The sequence below is a fragment of the Kitasatospora sp. NPDC048722 genome, assembly GCF_040650235.1.
In the GTDB taxonomy this organism is placed as follows: Bacteria; Actinomycetota; Actinomycetes; order Streptomycetales; family Streptomycetaceae; genus Kitasatospora.
The window spans coordinates 1-17958 of record NZ_JBEZGX010000054.1; the positions used below are offsets into that span (position 1 = coordinate 1).

The 17958-nt window shown below is 73.8% G+C and carries 15 protein-coding genes; 9 read left to right on the plus strand and 6 right to left on the minus strand.

Annotated elements, in window-relative coordinates; genetic code table 11:
* From AB0C76_RS31360 to gabT, 3 genes are all read right to left on the minus strand, one after another.
* Positions 1-225: leucine zipper domain-containing protein (locus tag AB0C76_RS31360; RefSeq protein ID WP_359972075.1), on the minus strand; the 225-nt coding region annotated here is incomplete at its 3' end.
* 117 nt (positions 226-342) lie between these two features.
* Positions 343-1233, minus strand: coding sequence for a phosphatase PAP2 family protein (locus tag AB0C76_RS31365; protein ID WP_359972077.1), 891 nt, complete (start codon positions 1231-1233; stop codon positions 343-345).
* 260 nt (positions 1234-1493) lie between these two features.
* A complete protein-coding gene (gabT, locus tag AB0C76_RS31370; protein ID WP_359972079.1) occupies positions 1494-2834 on the minus strand; it encodes a 4-aminobutyrate--2-oxoglutarate transaminase in 1341 nt (446 codons plus the stop codon).
* 242 nt (positions 2835-3076) lie between these two features.
* On the opposite strand from gabT, the gene AB0C76_RS31375 reads away from it, so the two are divergent.
* The 3 genes from AB0C76_RS31375 (at position 3077) to AB0C76_RS31385 (ending at position 8532) form a co-directional block, all read left to right on the plus strand.
* Complete coding sequence (locus tag AB0C76_RS31375; RefSeq protein ID WP_359972081.1) at positions 3077-5152, plus strand: ATP-binding protein; 2076 nt, start codon at positions 3077-3079, stop codon at positions 5150-5152.
* Positions 5153-5338: 186 nt separating this feature from the next.
* Positions 5339-6904: a PucR family transcriptional regulator gene (locus AB0C76_RS31380; RefSeq protein WP_359972083.1), complete on the plus strand. Its 1566-nt coding sequence runs from the start codon at positions 5339-5341 to the stop codon at positions 6902-6904.
* Positions 6905-7089: 185 nt separating this feature from the next.
* Complete coding sequence (locus AB0C76_RS31385) at positions 7090-8532, plus strand: aldehyde dehydrogenase family protein (RefSeq protein ID WP_359972085.1); 1443 nt, start codon at positions 7090-7092, stop codon at positions 8530-8532.
* Between the two features lie 77 nt (positions 8533-8609).
* Here AB0C76_RS31385 and AB0C76_RS31390 read toward each other — a convergent pair whose 3' ends face one another.
* Positions 8610-9278, minus strand: coding sequence for an NAD(P)H-binding protein (locus AB0C76_RS31390; protein ID WP_359972086.1), 669 nt, complete (start codon positions 9276-9278; stop codon positions 8610-8612).
* 107 nt (positions 9279-9385) lie between these two features.
* Here AB0C76_RS31390 and dxr point away from each other — a divergent pair, with 107 nt between their 5' ends.
* The 5 genes from dxr to AB0C76_RS31415 all read left to right on the plus strand — a co-directional run bounded on the left by dxr (position 9386) and on the right by AB0C76_RS31415 (position 15121).
* Positions 9386-10615, plus strand: coding sequence for a 1-deoxy-D-xylulose-5-phosphate reductoisomerase (gene dxr / locus AB0C76_RS31395; RefSeq protein ID WP_359972088.1), 1230 nt, complete (start codon positions 9386-9388; stop codon positions 10613-10615).
* Positions 10616-10735: 120 nt separating this feature from the next.
* Entirely contained in the window at positions 10736-12040 is a 1305-nt protein-coding gene (locus tag AB0C76_RS31400; RefSeq protein WP_359972089.1) for a M50 family metallopeptidase, read from the plus strand.
* Between the two features lie 144 nt (positions 12041-12184).
* Positions 12185-13345 carry a flavodoxin-dependent (E)-4-hydroxy-3-methylbut-2-enyl-diphosphate synthase gene (ispG, locus tag AB0C76_RS31405; RefSeq protein ID WP_359972091.1) on the plus strand — a complete coding sequence of 387 codons (1161 nt, stop codon included), beginning with the start codon at positions 12185-12187 and terminating at the stop codon, positions 13343-13345.
* Positions 13346-13537: 192 nt separating this feature from the next.
* Positions 13538-14413, plus strand: coding sequence for a GNAT family N-acetyltransferase (locus tag AB0C76_RS31410; RefSeq protein WP_359972155.1), 876 nt, complete (start codon positions 13538-13540; stop codon positions 14411-14413).
* A gap of 126 nt (positions 14414-14539) precedes the next feature.
* Complete coding sequence (locus AB0C76_RS31415) at positions 14540-15121, plus strand: GNAT family N-acetyltransferase (protein ID WP_359972093.1); 582 nt, start codon at positions 14540-14542, stop codon at positions 15119-15121.
* Here the strand turns inward: AB0C76_RS31415 and AB0C76_RS31420 are convergent.
* Positions 15094-16002, minus strand: coding sequence for an aminoglycoside phosphotransferase family protein (locus AB0C76_RS31420; protein WP_359972095.1), 909 nt, complete (start codon positions 16000-16002; stop codon positions 15094-15096). The genes AB0C76_RS31415 and AB0C76_RS31420 overlap by 28 nt on opposite strands.
* A gap of 97 nt (positions 16003-16099) precedes the next feature.
* Positions 16100-17113 carry a ferritin-like domain-containing protein gene (locus AB0C76_RS31425; RefSeq protein WP_359972097.1) on the minus strand — a complete coding sequence of 338 codons (1014 nt, stop codon included), beginning with the start codon at positions 17111-17113 and terminating at the stop codon, positions 16100-16102.
* A gap of 283 nt (positions 17114-17396) precedes the next feature.
* Here AB0C76_RS31425 and rimP point away from each other — a divergent pair, with 283 nt between their 5' ends.
* Positions 17397-17915, plus strand: a complete 519-nt coding sequence (gene rimP, locus AB0C76_RS31430; protein ID WP_359972099.1) for a ribosome maturation factor RimP — start codon at positions 17397-17399, stop codon at positions 17913-17915.
* The last annotated feature ends 43 nt before the right edge of the window (positions 17916-17958 follow it).

The following is a 17958-nucleotide window of genomic DNA, read 5'->3' on the forward strand; positions in this document are numbered from 1 at the left end:
CTCGGTGCGGGTCGGCAGTCGGCTCGGGCTGCGGTGCGGGCGGCTGGAGAGGTCACCCATGCCGGCTTCGCCCAGCGTGCGATAGCGGTCCGCCCGGCGCTTGGCCGTGGTCGCCGAGACCTGGAAGCGTTCGGCGGCCCGCCGCAGCGGCCAGCCGTCCTCGACCACACAGCGAGCCAGGCGCAGTCGTCCGGTCTCGGTCAGCGGTGCGTTACGGTGTGGCATGAGGGCCTTTCTGGTCGTAGGTGCAGATGTCGCAATCCACACCGAGCCAGAAGGCCCTCACTCATTTCAAGATCACCCGACCGTGAACCGCGTCACCAACCTCCGTGGTCAGTACACCTAGGCCGGATCCACCGGGCCGGGCCGGGGCAGCCGGCGGGCGAGCGTCCACAGCACCAGGACGGCCAGGCCCCAGCTGGCCACCACGTCCAGCGCCCAGTGGAAGTCGCTCCACACCAGCCCCGCTCCGACCCCAGCCGCCAGCAGTGCCGCCGCCGCCCGCAGCCCGCGCGCGACGCGCACCCCGGTCGTCCGGGCGAGCAGCAGCACCGCGACCCCGTACGACAGCGTCGCGGTGGCGGTGTGCCCCGACGGGTACCAGCCCCACTGGCCCGGCAGCAGCGGGTCGCCGAGCGGACCCGGCCGGGCGAACACGGCCTTGGCCGGGACCACGAGCAGCGGGATCAGCCCAGCCGTGAGCACCGCCACCGGCATCGGCGGCCACCAGCGGGCCACGCCCGCCCGGCGCGAGCGCCATGCGGCGATCCCGCCCCCGGCCAGCAGGGCCGGGATCGCGGGCACGGTGCTGCCCAGGTCCGCCAGGCCGTGGCCGACGCGGTTCAGGAACGGGCTGTGCAGGGCGTGGTGGGCGGTCGCGACACCGTGCTCGACCCACCGGTCCAGCCCGAGCAGCGGCCCGTCCGCCGCCACCTGCCACGACACCAGCACCAGCAGGACCGCCGCGACGAGCGGCACCAGCGGTGAGGCCGCCGCCCGGTCCAGGACGTCGAACAGCCGCCCCGGAGCAGGGGGGAGAGCTCCGGGGCGGCTTGGATGATCGCCGTTCCGTGCGCCCCGGGGGGTGTGGGTCGGACGGTCGGTCGATCGGCCTTCGGTGTGCACCGCCCCGTGCGGGGCGGCCTGGTTGTCCTCGCGGTCGTCCGGGTGCGGACCCGTCTCGAACGGCGGCTCCGCGGACGGCTCCGCCAATGGCTGGGGCTCGCTGTCCATCTGCGATGACACTACGTCAACGGTCCTTCCACGCCGAGCGCCTTCAGTGATTCCGCACATCATCTTCACCGCCCACCGGGCAACCCTCCGACCCTGTGAACGACCGGCCCGCGCTTCTCCATGAGGAAGCCTCATCCGGGGCGCCACCACGCGGAAACCGAACGGCCCGCGGAGACCTGGTACAGGTCCCCGCGGGCCGTTCAGCGCTGTCCGGACAACCCTCCGGCGGGGGTACGTCGCCCGGTGGGGCGTTCACCGCGTCAGACGCCGGCGAACGCGCCCTCCAGGATGTCCAGGCCCTCGTTCAGGAGGTGCTCAGGGATGACCAGCGGCGGCAGGAAGCGCAGCACGTTGCCGTAGGTGCCGGCGGTCAGCACCACCAGGCCCTCGGCGTGGCAGGCCTTGGCGATCGCCGCGGTGGCCTCGGCGTTCGGCTCCTTGCCGCCCGCCTTCACCAGCTCGATGGCGATCATGGCGCCGCGGCCGCGGACCTCGCCGATGATGTCGTACTTCTCCTGCATCGCCCGCAGGCGGCCCAGCATGACCTCGCCGATCCGCTGCGCCTTGCCGTTGAGGTTCTGCTCCTTCATGGTCTCGATGGCGCCCAGCGCGGCGGCGCAGGCCACCGGGTTGCCGCCGTAGGTGCCGCCCAGTCCGCCCGCGTGCGCGGCGTCCATGATCTCGGCGCGGCCGGTCACCGCGGCCAGCGGCAGGCCGCCGGCGATGCCCTTCGCGGTGGTGATCAGGTCCGGGACGACGCCCTCGTCCTCGCACGCGAACCACTGGCCGGTGCGGCAGAAGCCGGTCTGGATCTCGTCGGCGACGAACACGATGCCGTTCGCCTTCGCGTACTCCACGATCGCCGGCAGGAAGCCCTTGGCCGGCTCGATGAAGCCGCCCTCGCCCTGGATCGGCTCGATGATGATCGCGGCGACGTTCTCCGCGCCGATCTGCTTGTTGATCACGTCGATCGCCTGCGCGGCGGCCTCGGCGGCGCAGTTCTCCGCACCGGTCAGCCAGCGGTACGGGTAGGCCACCGGCACGCGGTAGATCTCCGGGGCGAACGGGCCGAAGCCCTGCTTGTACGGCATGTTCTTCGCCGTCAGGCCCATGGTGAGGTTGGTGCGGCCGTGGTAGCCGTGGTCGAACACCACGACGGCGGTGCGCTTGGTGTAGGCGCGGGCGATCTTCACCGCGTTCTCGACCGCCTCGGCGCCCGAGTTGAACAGCGCGGTGCGCTTGTCGTGGTCGCCCGGGGTCAGCTCGTTCAGCTGCTCGGCGACCGCCACGTAGCCCTCGTACGGGGTCACCATGAAACAGGTGTGCGTGAACGCGGCCAGCTGCTCGCTCGCCTTCGCCACCACGGCCTCGGCGCTGTTGCCGACGTTGGTCACGGCGATGCCGGAACCGAAGTCGATCAGCGAGTTGCCGTCCACGTCCTCCAGCACGCCGCCGTTGGCGCGGGACACGTACACCGGCAGGGTCGTGCCGACGCCCGCGGCCACCGCGCCCAGCTTGCGGGCCTGCAGCTCCTGCGACTTCGGACCGGGGATCGCGGTGACCAGGCGGCGCTCCTGCGGGAGCGGCGTTGCGGCGCTCATGGGGTTCTCCAGACTTCTAGGCTCGGTGCTTCGCAGGCTACGGCCGCTCCCGGGGACCGGGCATGCGCCACTCGGTAGCACTGCGCCGTCCGACTTGTCCGGCACGGCCAGCGTGGGTGGCACGACTACCCGCAGGCCCCGCTCCACTACATTGAGCGCGGGCGTGTCGCCGGTGCGGCGGCATGGGTATGGCGGCACCGACGGCGGTCGGGCCGGGCGGGCGAGGGAGCGGGGCCGTACACATGGCACAGGACGGGGCACACCACCACGGCGACCGCACCACCACACCCCCACCCACCATGCCCCACCAGCGCCCCGGCAGCCGTCCCGCCGCCACCCCCGCCTTCGACCTCGCCACCTGGGCCTCCGCCCCGCGCCCGTCCGCCGAACCGGGCATCTACCGGCTGGGCTACCGCCAGATCGACCCGGAACGGGCGGAGGCGGCGACCGTGGCGGCCTGGCCACTGCTGCTGCGGGCGGGGCTCAACGGGGTGGTGGGGTGGCTGGCTTTTCTTTACGGCACCCAACTGGTGCTTCGCCTAATTGTCATGACCGTGTGGGTTGAGCACCCCACCGAAACGGCAGTGACCGTGGTGGGGGTGTCCGTCAACGTTCTGGTGGCAGCAGCCGTCATCAAGGTCTTCGGCCGGATGGGCCGCTGGCCCGAGGTGTGGCGGCGGTACGCGGCGCCGTTGCTGTCGCGGACGGTGACGCAGGAGGAGCGGGCCGAGGAGAGCCGGGTAGCGGTGGAGGCGGCGCGGCGGCTGGATCCGTGGGCGGGGCTGCGGGAGGGCGGGGCGGCCGCGGCGGCGGGGCGCCTGGAGGGCGAGGCTGTCAGCGACGTCGACTACGTGCGCATCCAGCAGGCGTGGGAGTCGGCGCAGGCCGATCCGGTGTTCGTCCCCGCGTTCGTGGAGCAGGTGGGCGCGCGCGGTGCCGCGGCGTTCGCCCATCCGTCGGAGGTGCGCGAGCTGCCCGGCCGCGCCGAGCGGCACGACCTGCTGCTCGGTCAGGTGTGCCTGGGTGTCACGCAGGACGTTCCGAAGAACCCGCTGTCGCATCGTGCGGCGGGGTTCGCGCTGGATCCGGCGGTCCTCGGCACCTCGTTGCTGGCGGTGGGCCCGGCCGGGACGGGGAAGACCGCGCGGCTGGCCCGGCCGGTGGCGGAGGCGCTGTGCCTGCAGGCGCTCGCCGGGACGGCGTGTGCGGTGGTGATCGGGGCGGCGGACGCGGACCTGGGGCCGGACGGCTGGTACGACGTGGTGATCGCGCCCGGCGACCCGTCGTCCGTCTACGGCCTCGACCTGTACGGCGCCGCGCAGGATCCGGACGAGGCGGCGGCCAGGCTGGCCGAGGCCCTGCTGCCGGACGAGCTGACGGCCCGCGCCGAGAGTGCCCGGACGGCGCTCCAGCAGGTGGTGGGTCCGTTCCACGCCGCGCACCGCCGGTACCCGGGGGTCCGCGAGCTGCGGGCGCTGTTGGGCGGCGAACCGGATGCCCTGGCGGCGCTGGTGAAGGCGCTGGGCGTGGCAGGCCGGCTGGCCGCGTACGAGCGGGACCTGGACCACCGGGAGCGTCAGCGCGGCCGGGCGGACGATCCCGGGGCGCTGCTGGCGGACCGGCTGGCGCTGCTGGACCGACCGGCCTTCGAGGGCGCCTTCGCGACGGACGGCACCGGTCGCCCGCCGTTCGCGATGCGGGTGCTCGACCACCCGCTCCGGGTGCGGGTGAAGCTGCCCGAGCGGAGCCACCCGGAGGCGGCCCGGATGCTGTCCCGGCTGGTGGTGGGCCAGTTCGTGCAGGCGGCCGGAGCGCGGGAGGACCGTTCGCTGTTCGCCGGTCTCGTCGTGGACGACGCCTCGGCGGCGTTGGACGCGGCGACCGTGCGCGGGGTGCAGCGCATGCGGGGGGCGAACGCGGGTGCGGTGCTGATGCTGCGGACGCTGGTGGACCTGCCGGAGGCGCTGCGCGCGCCGCTGTTCGGCGCGGTCGGCTGCCGGATGGCGTTCCCGGGGATCGCGCCCTGGGACGGCCGGCTGTTCTCGGAGGCCTGGGGCACGCACCTGGTGCAGGAGACGGCGGTGACGCACACCCCCGACACCTCCGGTGGGGTGGTGCGGCGGGTCGGGCGGTTGGGGCGGAAGGCGTTGTCGGGGACGACGGCGCAGACGGAGTCGGTGACGACGCGGGATGTGGAGCGGTTGCGGTGGTCGCCGTCGGATCTGGCGCACGCGTTGCCGGCGGGGCACGCGGTGGTGTCGTTGACGGCGGTGTCGGGGGAGCAGGTTCCGCCGCTCCTGGTCGATCTTCGGGGCTGAGCCGGGGCTGAGCCTGGGCTGAGCCTGGGCTGACGCGGACAGGCGTCGGAAGTCGCCTCCGAGGTGGATTCGGCAGTGCCGGTTGTCCGGAGCGTCCATAATGAAGGGGAGAGCCCCTCATCAGATCCACTGCCCTCTCCTCGCCCGGCCGCAACGGCGCGGTCGGGTCGTTCCCCCGAAGGTGCCATGCCTCCCACACTCGCCTCCGTCGTCCGCAACAGTTCGCTCCACCTGACGGTCCTCGCCGGTGCGGACCACCTGGAGCGGCCGGTCCGCTGGGTGCACACCAGTGAGCTGGACGACCCGACGCCCTTCCTGGAGGGTGGCGAGCTGCTGCTCACCACCGGGATCAAGCTGGGCCGCACGGCCGCGCAGTTGCAGGCGTACGTGCACCGGCTGGCCGATGCCGGGGTGGTGGGGCTCGGGCTGGGGGTGGGGCTGTCGCACACGGAGGTGCCGCAGCCGCTGGTGGAGGCGGCGGCGCAGCGCGGGCTGCCGTTGTTGCGGGTGCCGGAGCCGACTCCGTTCATCGCGATCAGCAAGGTGGTGTCGGCGGCGCTGGCCGCGGAGCAGTACGAAGCGGTGACGACGAGCTTCGAGGCGCAGGAGGAGCTGACCCGGGCCGCGCTCGGCAAGGACGGGACGACGGCCGTGGTGCGCCGGCTGGCGGCGCGGCTGGGGGGCTGGGCGGCGCTGTACGACGGGTCGGGCGCGCTGTCGGTGGTGGCGCCGGACTGGGCGGCGCGCCGCGCGGGGCGGCTGGCGGCGGAGGTGGACCGGCTGCGGCGGCGCCCGGCGCCGTCGAGCGCGGCGCTGCAGGGGCGTTCGCCGGGGATAGACACGGCGGACGAGGACTACGTGGTGGTCCAGTCGCTGGGGGCGGACCGGCGGGCCCGGGGCTTCCTGGCGGTCGGGACCGAGGACCGGATCACGCCGACCGAGCGGTACGTGCTGAACGCGGCGGTGGCGCTGCTGACCCTCACCCTGGAGCGCTCGCGCGAGCTGCGGCAGGCGGAGGAGCGGATGGGCGCGGCGCTGCTGCGGATGGTGCTGGCGGGCGAGGTGGCGACGGCCCGGCAGGTGGCTGTGGGGCTGTTCGGGGGTCTGCCGGAGGGGACGATACGGGTCCTGGTGGCCGGGGCCGGGCCGAACGCGGACGCCGCGGACGCGCTGGTCGAGTTGGGGGACCGGGCGGAGCAGGCGGGTTCCCGGGTGGGCGAGAAGCTGCTGGTCTCGCGGGAGGACGGGACGCACGGGCCGCGGCTGATGGTGCTGGCGCTGGACAACGGCGCGGTGCACCGGGCGTGCCTGGGTGTCGTCGAGGAGCACGAGAGCCTGTCGCTGGGCGTCTCGGCGCCGGCCGTGCTGGAGGAGGCGGGTACGGCGCACGCGCAGGCCGAGCGGGCGCTGGCGGTGGCGCTGCGGGGTGGCCGGCGGTCGGTGGACCACGAGGAGGTCGGTGCGGGGTCGCTGCTGCCGCTGCTGGGCGAGGACGCGGTGACGGCGTTCGCGGAGGGGCTGCTGCGGCCGCTGCGCGAGCACGACCGGACGGCCCGTGGTGACCTGGTGGCCTCGCTGCGGGCGTGGCTGTCCCGGCACGGGCAGTGGGACGCGGCGGCGGCCGATCTGGGCGTGCACCGGCACACCCTGCGGTACCGGATGCGCCGGGTCGAGGAGTTGCTCGGGCGTTCGCTGGACGACACGGACGTCCGCATGGAGCTGTGGCTGGCGTTGCGCTCCGGCGAGGAGTAGCGGGCGGAGCGTGGCGGGCAAACCATCGTCCGCCGGGCCCGCCTCGAACGTCTGGACGGGATGGAGTACCCCCCGGGCCGAACGCTCCTCGGTGGCCAATCCGGTTGTCGCGTCCGCGCACCTACCCTCGGGTTCGGGCTCATGTTCGTGGGTCCGACGACGACGAGGAGAGGGCCGGTACCACGGTGACCACCACGTACGATTTCTGGCTCGCCGGCCGCCGGGCGAGCGGTGACGCCGACTTCGAGGTGCGCAACAGCTGGGACGGCCGTCTGGTCGGCCGGGTGAGCGTCCCGACCGAGGCCCAGGTCGACGAGGCGCTGGACGCCGCCGTCGCGGCCCTGCCGGTGTTCGCCGCCACCCCGGCGCACGTGCGCGCCGCCGCGCTGGACCACGTGGCCAAGCGGCTGGCCGAGCGCACCGAGGAGATCGCCCGGCTGATCACCGCCGAGAACGGCAAGCCGATCAAGTGGGCCCGCGGTGAGGTCGGCCGTGCCGTCTCCGTCTTCCGCTGGGCCGCCGAGGAGGCCCGCCGCACCAACGGCGAGACGATGCGGCTGGACACCGACCCGGGCGGCGTGGGCCGCTTCGCGCTGGTGCGCCGCTTCCCGCGCGGTGTGGTGCTCGGCATCGCCCCGTTCAACTTCCCGCTGAACCTGGTCGCCCACAAGGTCGCCCCGGCGATCGCGGTCGGCGCCCCGATCATCCTGAAGCCGGCCCCGGCGACCCCGCTGTCGGCGATGGTGCTGGGCGAGATCCTGGCCGAGACCGACCTGCCGACCGGTTCGTGGAGCATCCTGACGGTGCCCAACGACCGCATGCCCGCGCTGGTGCGGGACGAGCGCCTGCCGGTGATCTCCTTCACCGGGTCGGACAAGGTCGGCTACCAGATCATGGACTCGGTGCCGCGCAAGCACTGCACCCTGGAGCTGGGCGGCAACGCCGCGGCCGTGGTGCTCGCCGACTGGTCCTCGGACGCGGACCTGGACTGGGCGGCGACCCGGATCGCGATGTTCGCCAACTACCAGGGCGGCCAGTCCTGCATCTCGGTGCAGCGGGTGATCGCCGACGCGTCGGTGTACGACGCGCTGGTGGAGAAGGTCGTCGCCAAGGTGAAGGACCAGGTCACCGGCGACCCCAACGAGGACGCGACGGACGTCGGCCCGCTGGTGGACGAGAACGCCGCGAAGCGCGTGGAGTCCTGGGTGGACGACGCGGTCGCCAAGGGCGCCAAGGTGCTGGTCGGCGGGACGCGCGAGGGCGCGACCTACGCCCCGACCGTGCTGGCGGACCTGCCGGGCGACGCGATCCTGGCCGAGGCCGAGGTGTTCGGCCCGGTCATGTCGCTGCACCGGGTGGACGGCACCGACGAGGCTTTCGCGGCCGTCAACGACTCGCCGTTCGGCCTGCAGGCGGGCGTGTTCACGCACGACCTGCAGACCGCCTTCCGCGCCCACCGGGAGCTGGAGGTCGGCGGTGTCATCATCGGCGACGCGCCGTCCTACCGCGCCGACCAGATGCCGTACGGCGGCGTCAAGGACTCGGGCGTCGGCCGTGAGGGCGTCAAGTACGCGATGGACGACTACACCGTCGAGAAGGTCATGGTCCTGACGGGCCTCGACCTGTAAGCCCGGTCGGCGAGGACGACGGACGTGCGGAGGGCCCGGTTCACTCGAACCGGGCCCTCCGCACGTCCGGGGGCGGGTCAGCCGTCGTGTCCGGCGGCGGCGGCCACGGCCTCGTCGACCGTGGCGTTGCCGGCGACGAGTTCGAGGGTCTGCCCGGCGGTGCCGGGTTCGCGCAGCAGGGCGGCGAGGACGGCGGCCACGTCGGCCCGGTCCACCGCGCCGCGCCCGGTCTCGGGGGCGAGCCGGACCAGGCCGGTGCCGGGGCCGTCGGTGAGCCGGCCGGGGCGCAGCACCGTCCAGTCGAGGGAGGTGCGGGCCCGGACGGCGTCGTCGGCGGCGCCCTTGGCGCGCAGGTAGGTCTCGAAGACCTCGTCGGCGGGGTGGTGGGCGTGGGCGTCGGCGCCCATGGAGGAGACCATGAGGTAGCGGCGGACGCCGGCGAGTTCGGCCGCGTCGGCGAGCAGCACGGCGGCGTCGCGGTCGACGGTGTTCTTGCGCTCGGCGCCGCTGCCCGGTCCGGCGCCGGCGGCGAAGACCACGGCGTCGGCGCCGTCGAGCAGGGCGGCGAGCTGCGGGGCGGTGGCGGCCTCCAGGTCGAGCAGCAGCGGCTCGGCGCCGGCGGCCACGAGGTCCTGGGCCTGTTCGGGGCGGCGGATGATTCCGGCCGGGCGGTCGCCGCGGGCGGCGAGCAGCCGTTCGAGGGCGAGCGCGATCTGGCCGTGGCCCCCGGCGATGACGGTACGCATGGCTCCGACGGTAACCGCGGCGCGCGTCCCCGTCGTGCGGAGCGCGCTGCGTGGCGGACGCCCCGGGGCGGGCACGAGGAGGGCGCCGGGCAGGACACAATGGGCGCATGACTTCGCTCGCCCACCCACAGCTGCGTTTCACGCCCACCGTGCAGGACCCGTCCGGCCCCCGGGAGCTGGTGATCCTCGGTTCCACCGGGTCGATCGGCACCCAGGCCATCGACGTGGTGCTCCGCAACCCGGACCGGTTCCGGGTGGTCGCCCTGTCTGCGGCCGGCGGCCGGGTGGAGCTGCTCGCCGAGCAGGCGCTGGAGCTGGGCGTGCACACCGTGGCGGTCGCCGATCCGGCGGCGGAGCCGGCGCTGCGCGAGGCGCTGGCGGCGAAGGCGGCGGGCCGTGCGCTGCCGGCCGTGCTGGTGGGCCCGGACGCGGCGACCGAGCTGGCCGCGATGGAGTGCCACTCGGTGCTGAACGGCATCACCGGGTCGATCGGGCTGCGGCCGACGCTGGCCGCGCTGAAGGCGGGCCGGGTGCTGGTGCTGGCGAACAAGGAGTCGCTGATCGTCGGCGGTCCGCTGGTGAAGGCGGTGGCGAGGCCGGGCCAGATCGTGCCGGTGGACTCCGAGCACGCGGCGCTGTTCCAGGCGCTGGCCGGCGGCACCCGGGCCGAGGTCCGCAAGCTGGTGGTGACGGCGAGCGGCGGACCGTTCCGCACCCGGAGCCGGGAGCAGCTGGCCGGGGTGACGCCGCAGGACGCGCTGGCGCACCCGACCTGGGCGATGGGCCCGGTCGTCACGATCAACTCGGCCACCCTGGTCAACAAGGGCCTGGAGGTGATCGAGGCGCACCTGCTGTACGACGTGCCGTTCGAGCGGATCGAGGTCGTGGTCCATCCGCAGTCGGTGGTGCACTCGATGGTGGAGTTCACCGACGGTTCGACGCTGGCGCAGGCCAGCCCGCCGGACATGCGGATGCCGATCGCGCTGGGTCTGGGCTGGCCGGACCGGGTGCCGGACGCCGCGCCGGGCTGCGACTGGACCAAGGCCGCGACCTGGGAGTTCTTCCCGCTGGACAACGACGCGTTCCCGGCGGTCGAGCTGGCCCGCGAGGTGGGTTCGCTGGGCGGCACGGTGCCGGCGGTGTTCAACGCGGCGAACGAGGAGTGCGTGGAGGCCTTCCTGAAGGGCCGGCTCGCCTTCACGGGAATCGTGGACACTGTTGCCAAGGTCGTGGCCGAGCACGGCACCCCTGCGGCGGGAACTTCCCTGACCGTCGAGGACGTCCTGCACGCGGAGGACTGGGCCCGAGCCCGGGCCCGCGAGCTGGCGGCGGGCTGACCGACCGACTGATCGGGCCGGACGGGATCCGGTCGGCCCGGTCGGCCGCGGCGGTTGAACCGTGGCTCCGGTCGCGGTAGGACGAGACGATGAGCGGAGCGGCATGACGGAGGAGTTGCGGTGGCAGCGGTTTTGACGGTGGTCGGCATCCTGGTCTTCGTGTTCGGGCTGCTCGTATCGATCGCCTGGCACGAACTCGGCCACCTCTCCACGGCCAAGCTGTTCGGCATCCGGGTGCCGCAGTACATGGTCGGCTTCGGCCCGACCCTGTGGTCGCGTCGCAAGGGCGAGACCGAGTACGGCATCAAGGCGATCCCGTTCGGCGGGTACATCCGGATGATCGGGATGTTCCCGCCGGGCGACGACGGGCGGATCACCAAGCGGAGCAGCTCGCCCTGGCGGAGCATGATCGAGGACGCCCGGGAGGCCTCCTACGAGGAGCTCCAGGAGGGTGACGAGCACCGGCTCTTCTACACCCGCAAGCCGTGGAAGCGCGTCATCGTCATGTTCGCCGGGCCGTTCATGAACCTGATCCTGGCGTTCGGGCTCTTCCTGACGGTCATGATGGGCTTCGGCGTCTCCATGAACGTGCCGACGGTGAGCACCGTCGCCCAGTGCATCGTCAAGGCGGGCCAGCCCACCGACGCCTGCCCGGCGGGCGCCCCGCAGACCCCCGCCGCGACGGCGGGGCTGAAGGCCGGGGACCGGATCCTCTCCTTCGACGGGGACCGCATCCGCACCTACGACCAGCTCCAGGCGGACATCCGCAAGTCGGCCGGGAAGACCGTGCCGGTGGTGGTCGACCGGGGTGGGCAGCAGCTGACCCTCACCCCGACGATCGCGGTCAACGACGTCCAGAAGTACGACGCGAACGACATCCCGGTCAAGGGACAGACCGTCCAGGCCGGGTTCCTCGGATTCACCCCGGCGAGTGGCGTCGTCCAGCTCGGTTTCGGGCAGTCGCTCGGACGGATGACGGACATGGCCGAGAACGGGGTGAAGTCCCTGGTCGCCCTGCCGGGCAAGATCCCCGGGCTGTGGAACGCCGTCGTCGGCGACGCCCCCCGCGACCCGGACTCGCCGATCGGGATGGTCGGCGCGGCCAGGGTGAGCGGCGAGGTCTTCTCGCTCGACATCCCCGGCACCCAGCGGATCGCGTTCTTCGTGAACCTGCTGGCCGGCATCAACCTGTCGCTGTTCCTGTTCAACATGCTGCCGCTGCTGCCGCTCGACGGCGGCCACGTCGCGGGCGCCGTCTGGGAATCGGTCCGGCGCCGCTTCGCACAGCTGTTCAAGCGGCCCGACCCGGGTCCGTTCGACGTCGCCAAGCTGATGCCCCTGGCGTACGTGGTGGCCAGCATCTTCATCGGGTTCACCCTGCTGGTCCTGGTGGCCGACCTGGTGAACCCGGTCAAGATCAGCTAGTGCGTCCGGGTACGGCGGGTGTGCCCGGCTCCACCCCCGTGCCGTACCGTGGGGGCCGGGTGCGCGATCGTGGCGCGCCCGGCCCCGGCCGTTTCCTTCGGCCGGGCGGTCGACCACACCTCCACCCTGGGGAACCCTGCGCACATGACCGCGATCTCGCTCGGTATTCCGTCCCTGCCGCTCAAGCCGCTCGCCAAGCGCCGAGTATCCCGGCAGATCATGGTCGGCAACGTTCCGGTCGGCGGTGACGCCCCCGTCTCGGTGCAGTCGATGACCACCACCGTGACCTCGGACATCAACGCCACGCTGCAGCAGATCGCGCAGCTCACCGCCTCCGGCTGCCAGATCGTCCGGGTCGCCGTCCCGTCCCAGGACGACGCCGACGCGCTGCCGATCATCGCGAAGAAGTCGCAGATCCCGGTCATCGCCGACATCCACTTCCAGCCGAAGTACGTGTTCGCCGCGATCGACGCCGGCTGCGCCGCGGTGCGCGTCAACCCGGGCAACATCAAGGCCTTCGACGACAAGGTCGGCGAGATCGCCAAGGCCGCCAAGGACGCGGGCGTGCCGATCCGGATCGGCGTCAACGCCGGTTCGCTCGACAAGCGCCTGCTGGAGAAGTACGGCCGGGCCACCCCCGAGGCGCTGGTGGAGTCCGCGCTGTGGGAGTGCTCGCTGTTCGAGGAGCACGACTTCCGCGACATCAAGATCTCGGTCAAGCACAACGACCCGGTCGTGATGATCCAGGCCTACCGCCAGCTCGCGGCGGCCTGCGACTACCCGCTGCACCTCGGCGTCACCGAGGCCGGGCCGGCCTTCCAGGGCACCATCAAGTCCGCGGTCGCCTTCGGCGCGCTGCTCTCCGAGGGCATCGGCGACACCATCCGGGTCTCGCTGTCGGCCCCGCCGGCCGAGGAGATCAAGGTCGGCAACCAGATCCTGGAGTCGCTCGGCCTGCGCCAGCGCGGCCTGGAGATCGTCTCCTGCCCGTCCTGCGGCCGCGCCCAGGTGGACGTCTACAAGCTCGCCGAGGAGGTCACCGCCGGCCTGGAGGGCATGGAGGTGCCGCTGCGCGTCGCGGTCATGGGCTGCGTCGTGAACGGTCCGGGCGAGGCCCGCGAGGCCGACCTCGGGGTCGCCTCCGGCAATGGCAAGGGCCAGATCTTCGTCAAGGGCGAGGTCATCAAGACCGTCCCGGAGTCGAAGATCGTCGAGACCCTCATCGAGGAGGCGCTCAAGCTCGCCGAGCAGATGCAGGCCGAGGGCGTCGAGGCCGGGTCGCCGACGGTCGTCGCCGGCGAGTGACCGGGGCGTAGTTCCCCCGCGGCCCCGCGCGGTCGTCCGTCCCGGGTCCCTGCGGAGCGCTGTTCTGTCTTTCCGGAAGCGGGGCCGTCCGTTCGCGGACGGCCCCGCGGCCGTAGCCGGGTGGGGCCACGGAGTAGGGTGCGGCCAGAGTCGTCTCAGTGAGGTGCTGTCTCGATGCTCGATCGAGGTGTGATGCTCCCCAGCTCGTTCCAGGCCGCCCGCGCCCTGGCCACCACCCGCGTGCTGGAGCCGCCCGACCTCGCCGAGGCCCTGGAGGTCCTCCACCGGGACCCGGTCGCCAACGCGTTCGTCGCCACCCGCGTCGAGTCGGTCGGCCTCGACCCCTGGCGGCTCGGCGGCGAGATGTGGGGCTGGTACGACGAGGACGGCGTCCTCGACGCGCTCTGCTACGCCGGGGCCAACCTGGTCCTGGTCAACGCCGGCCCTCCGGCGGTCCAGGCCTTCGCGGAGCGGGCGCGGCGCCAGGGGCGCCGGTGCTCCTCGATCGTCGGTCCGGCCGGACCGACGGCGGCCTTCTGGGCGCTCCTGGAACGGAGTTGGGGACCGGCCCGGGACGTGCGCGCCCACCAGCCGCTGATGGCCACGACCGTGTCCTCGGCGGAGATCGCCCCCGACCCGCTGGTCCGGCGGGTGCGGCGGAACGAGGTCGAGGCGCTGATGCCGGCCTGCGTGGCGATGTTCACCGAGGAGGTCGGGGTGTCGCCGCTGGCCGGGGACGGCGGGCTGCTGTACCAGGCCCGGGTCGCCGAACTCGTCTCCACGGGACGGGCGTTCGCGCGGTTCGGGGACGGCGGCGAGGTTGTCTTCAAGGCCGAGATCGGCGCGGTGACCGAAGGGGCGTGCCAGATCCAGGGGGTGTGGGTCGCGCCGGAGCACCGGGGACGGGGGCTGTCGGAGACCGGGATGGCGGCGGTGCTGGACATCGCGCTGCGGGAGGTCGCCCCGGTGGTCTCGCTCTACGTCAACGACTTCAACGTGCGCGCCCGGGCCGCCTATCGGCGCGTGGGCTTCCGCGAGGTCGGGGCGTTCATGAGCGTGCTCTTCTAGCGGGCGCGCCCGTTGTTCTCAAGTGGGGCCTCCCCAGGGGGATTCCTCCGGCGGCTCGGCCGGGTCGGCGGTGCTGATCTGCGGCACCGCCCGCGTCGGCGCGGCGCGGGTAGTAACGTCCGGGGCATGGATCAGCTGACCGGGGTGACGATCGAGGCCATCGACCTCGCGGCCTGGGCGCCGCAGGCGCTCGACGTCCAGGCCGTGGCGTTCGGGCTGACGCCCGAGGAGGTCGCCGTCCGGCTGCACATCGTCGGCCGGCACGCCCAGCAGCCCGGGGTGATCGCCCTCGGCGCGATGAGCGGCGGGCGGCTCGTCGGCTTCGGGTACGGGATGCCCAACCGGCGCGAGCACTGGTGGAGCACCGTCATCGAGCCCTACCTGGTATCCCGCGGGCACGGCGACTGGCTGGACGGGGTGTTCGCCATCACCGAGCTGCACGTGCTGCCCGAGTGGCAGGGCCGGGGCATCGGTTCGCGGCTGATCCGGGGACTGTGCGAGGGCTCGGGCCTCGACCGGAGCATCCTGTCGGCGATCGACGCCGAGACGCCGGCCCGGCGGCTGTACCGCTCCCTGGGGTACCAGGACCTCGCGCGCGCCGTGCGCTTCCCGGCCACGGACCGGCTGTACGCGGTGATGGGGGCCCCGCTGCCGCTGCGGCGGCCCGGCGCGGGCGCGGTTCAGAGCGCGCCGGCGAACTCCAGGTAGAGCTCGGCGTCCTCCCGGTGCTGCGCGGCGAGGGCGCGCAGGCCGAGGTCGACGGCGCGGTGGAGCGTCCAGCCGCGCAGGCGTTCCTGGTCCACCTCCAGGGCCTCGGAGAGCTGGTGGAGCCGCCTGCGGATCACGCCGGGCGCACCGGCCGAGCCGACCACGGTGTCCGCGCGGTCCAGGACGAGGCGGGCCAGGTCGTAGGCGCGCTCCCCGGCGAGGGGGCGGGGGTCGATCGCCAGCCAGGGGGCGCGGTCGGCGGCGAGGACGTTGCCGTGGTGGAAGTCGCCGTGCAGCAGGAACCTCTCGGTGGCGGAGGCCGCGAGGGCGGTTCCGGTCTCCAGGGCCTCGGCGACGAGGGCGGCCGCCTCGGGCGGGGGCGCGACGGCGGGGGCCCCGGCGGCGACGCGGTCGGCGAGGGTGGGGTAGGCGTGCTCCGCGGGCAGCGGCACCCAGAGACGGTGCAGGAGGCTGGTCGCCTCCAGCATGGCCTTGGGCTCGGCGAGCGACCGCAGGGGGATGTCGCCGTGCAGGCGCTCCAGGAGCAGGACCCCCTCGGCGGGGACGGCGTCCAGGAGGAGGACGGCGCCGCGGCCGGCCCATTCGGTCAGTGCGGCGTGCTCGGTGGCCGTCTCCGGGGTGACCAGGCCGACCTTGAGCACGGCGGGGGAGAGGTCGTCGCGGTGGACGTAGACGACGAGGCTCAGGCTGCCACCCGGGTCGAGGACGCGCTCCAGGGTGAGGTTCCAGTGGTCCAGGTGGGCGGCCACCCGCTCCGGGAGGCGCGCCAGCCAGTCCCCGGCCGCGTCGCCGCCCGGGCTCGCGGCGATGCTGCGCGCCAGCCGTGCCGGCACGGTGATCTGTGCTGCTGCTCCCGACATGCCGGCCTTCCGGTTGGTGTTCCCCCGTGGTGCTACCCGTCCATTGTCGGTGATGGGGGCGAAAGCGCAGGTCAGTGTCGCGCGGAGGGCGCCGGGCTCAGGACGTCGCGGACGGGGTCGGGGCCGGGGTCGGGGCCGGGGCCGGGGTCGGCGACGCGGTGGCCTGGTCGTCGATGCCCGGGAACGCGCGCCGGGGCGCGCCCCAGCGGCGGGCGTGGAGGGCGGCCTCGCGCAGCGCGTCGGCCGCGGCGGTGCGCTGCTGGGCGGGGACGGCGGCGACCAGGTCGGCGTAGACCGTGGTGAGCCGGGTCTCGATGTGGGCGGCGAGGCGGGTGGCCGCGGCCGCGTCGGTGACGGCGAACGGCAGTTGGTAGCCGGCGGCGGCCGCGCCCGGGGTCGCCCCCACGCCGGTGAGGAGGCGCTGCCACGCGTCCCGGCGGGCCTGGTGGTCGGCGTAGGCCGTTCGCGCGTCGGCGCGTTGCTGGTCGTCGGGGAGCTTCGCGCCGACGACGCCGTAGCCGTAGATGGCGGCGTGTTCGGCGTTCAGGGCGCCCTGGAACGCGGTGACGGCCTCGGGGGTGAGCGCCGCGCTCGGGGTCGCGGAGGGCGAGGAGTCCGGCGCGGCCGGGGGGGTGGTGTCGCCGAGCGCGGTGGCGTGCACGGCGGCCGACGCGGCGACGGAGGCCAGGAGCCGGGCGAGTTGCGGGGACGCGGCACCCAGGTCGGCCAGGTGGGCCTGGGCGGTCCGGCGTTCGAGGGCGGCCAGCTCGGCGGTGGTGGTGACGGGGGACGCGGTGGCCGTGGGGGCAGGCGCGGTGGCGCCCGGTGTGGTGGCGGAGGGTGCGGGCGGTGTCGAAGGCGTGAGGGTTCGCGCCAGCGCCGCCCGGTGCTCCGCCACCTCTGCGCGCAGGGGCCCGAGCTGGGCCGTCGGCAGGGCGTCGTAGGCCGCGAGCAGCGCATCGGTGGCGGTCACGGCGCGCCTGCGGAGGGGCTCGTCCGGGTCGGGCCGACGGGCCTCGGCGGGTGCCCCCCGGTCGGGGCCGGTGGTGCAGGCGGTGGCGGTGAGGAGCAGCCCGAGGGCCAGGAAGGTCCGTCGGCTGGGCGGCTGCATGCGTGTCACTCCGGGGCGTGTAGGGGAGGACGGCCTCCCCGCCTGCCCTCGTAGGCGTGAATGATTACAGAATCCCCACGATTTCGGCTCGGATCCGGGGTGGGAGGAGGGCCGGGGGCGGGTGTGACCTTGCTCGCAGTGGGTGGCGGGCGGCCCGGGCGGTGTGGTCCGGAATCGGTGGTTCGCGGCATCACCGGCTAGGCTTTGGGCCGAGCTGCCGTGACCCGTCGGGACGCGGAGCGACCTTCTGACAACAGCAGACGCGGCCGAGGAGTCCACCCGGATGAGCACCACCACCAACGACCGGCTGCGCGCGTTGCTGGAGCCGCTGGCCGCCCAGGCGGGCCTGGACCTCGAGGACGTCAGGGTCACCCAGGCCGGCAGTCGCCGCCAGGTGCAGATCGACGTCGACACCGACGACGGCGTGGACATGGACACCATCGCCGACTTCAGCCGCGTGGTCGGCGAGGCCCTGGACGAGTCGGACGTGATGGGCGACGGCGCGTACCTGCTGGAGGTCGGATCCCCCGGTGCCGAGCGTCCGCTGGCGCTGCCCCGGCACTGGCAGCGCGCCGAGGGCCGGCTGGCCAAGATCCACCTGATCGACGGCGGGGAGGTCGTCGCGCGGGTGCTGGAGGCGGACGAGGACGGCGCACTGGTCGAGGTGCAGCCGGTGAAGGGCCGCGGCCGTGCGAAGGAGCGCCGCCTGGAGTACTCCGAGGTGGCCCGGGCGCGCGTCCAGGTCGAGTTCAACCGCAAGGACGAAGAGCTCCTCGACGAGGGGGACGACGGTGCGGAGTGACGGCCGCACGCACTGGACCATGATGAACGTGACGAAAGACGAG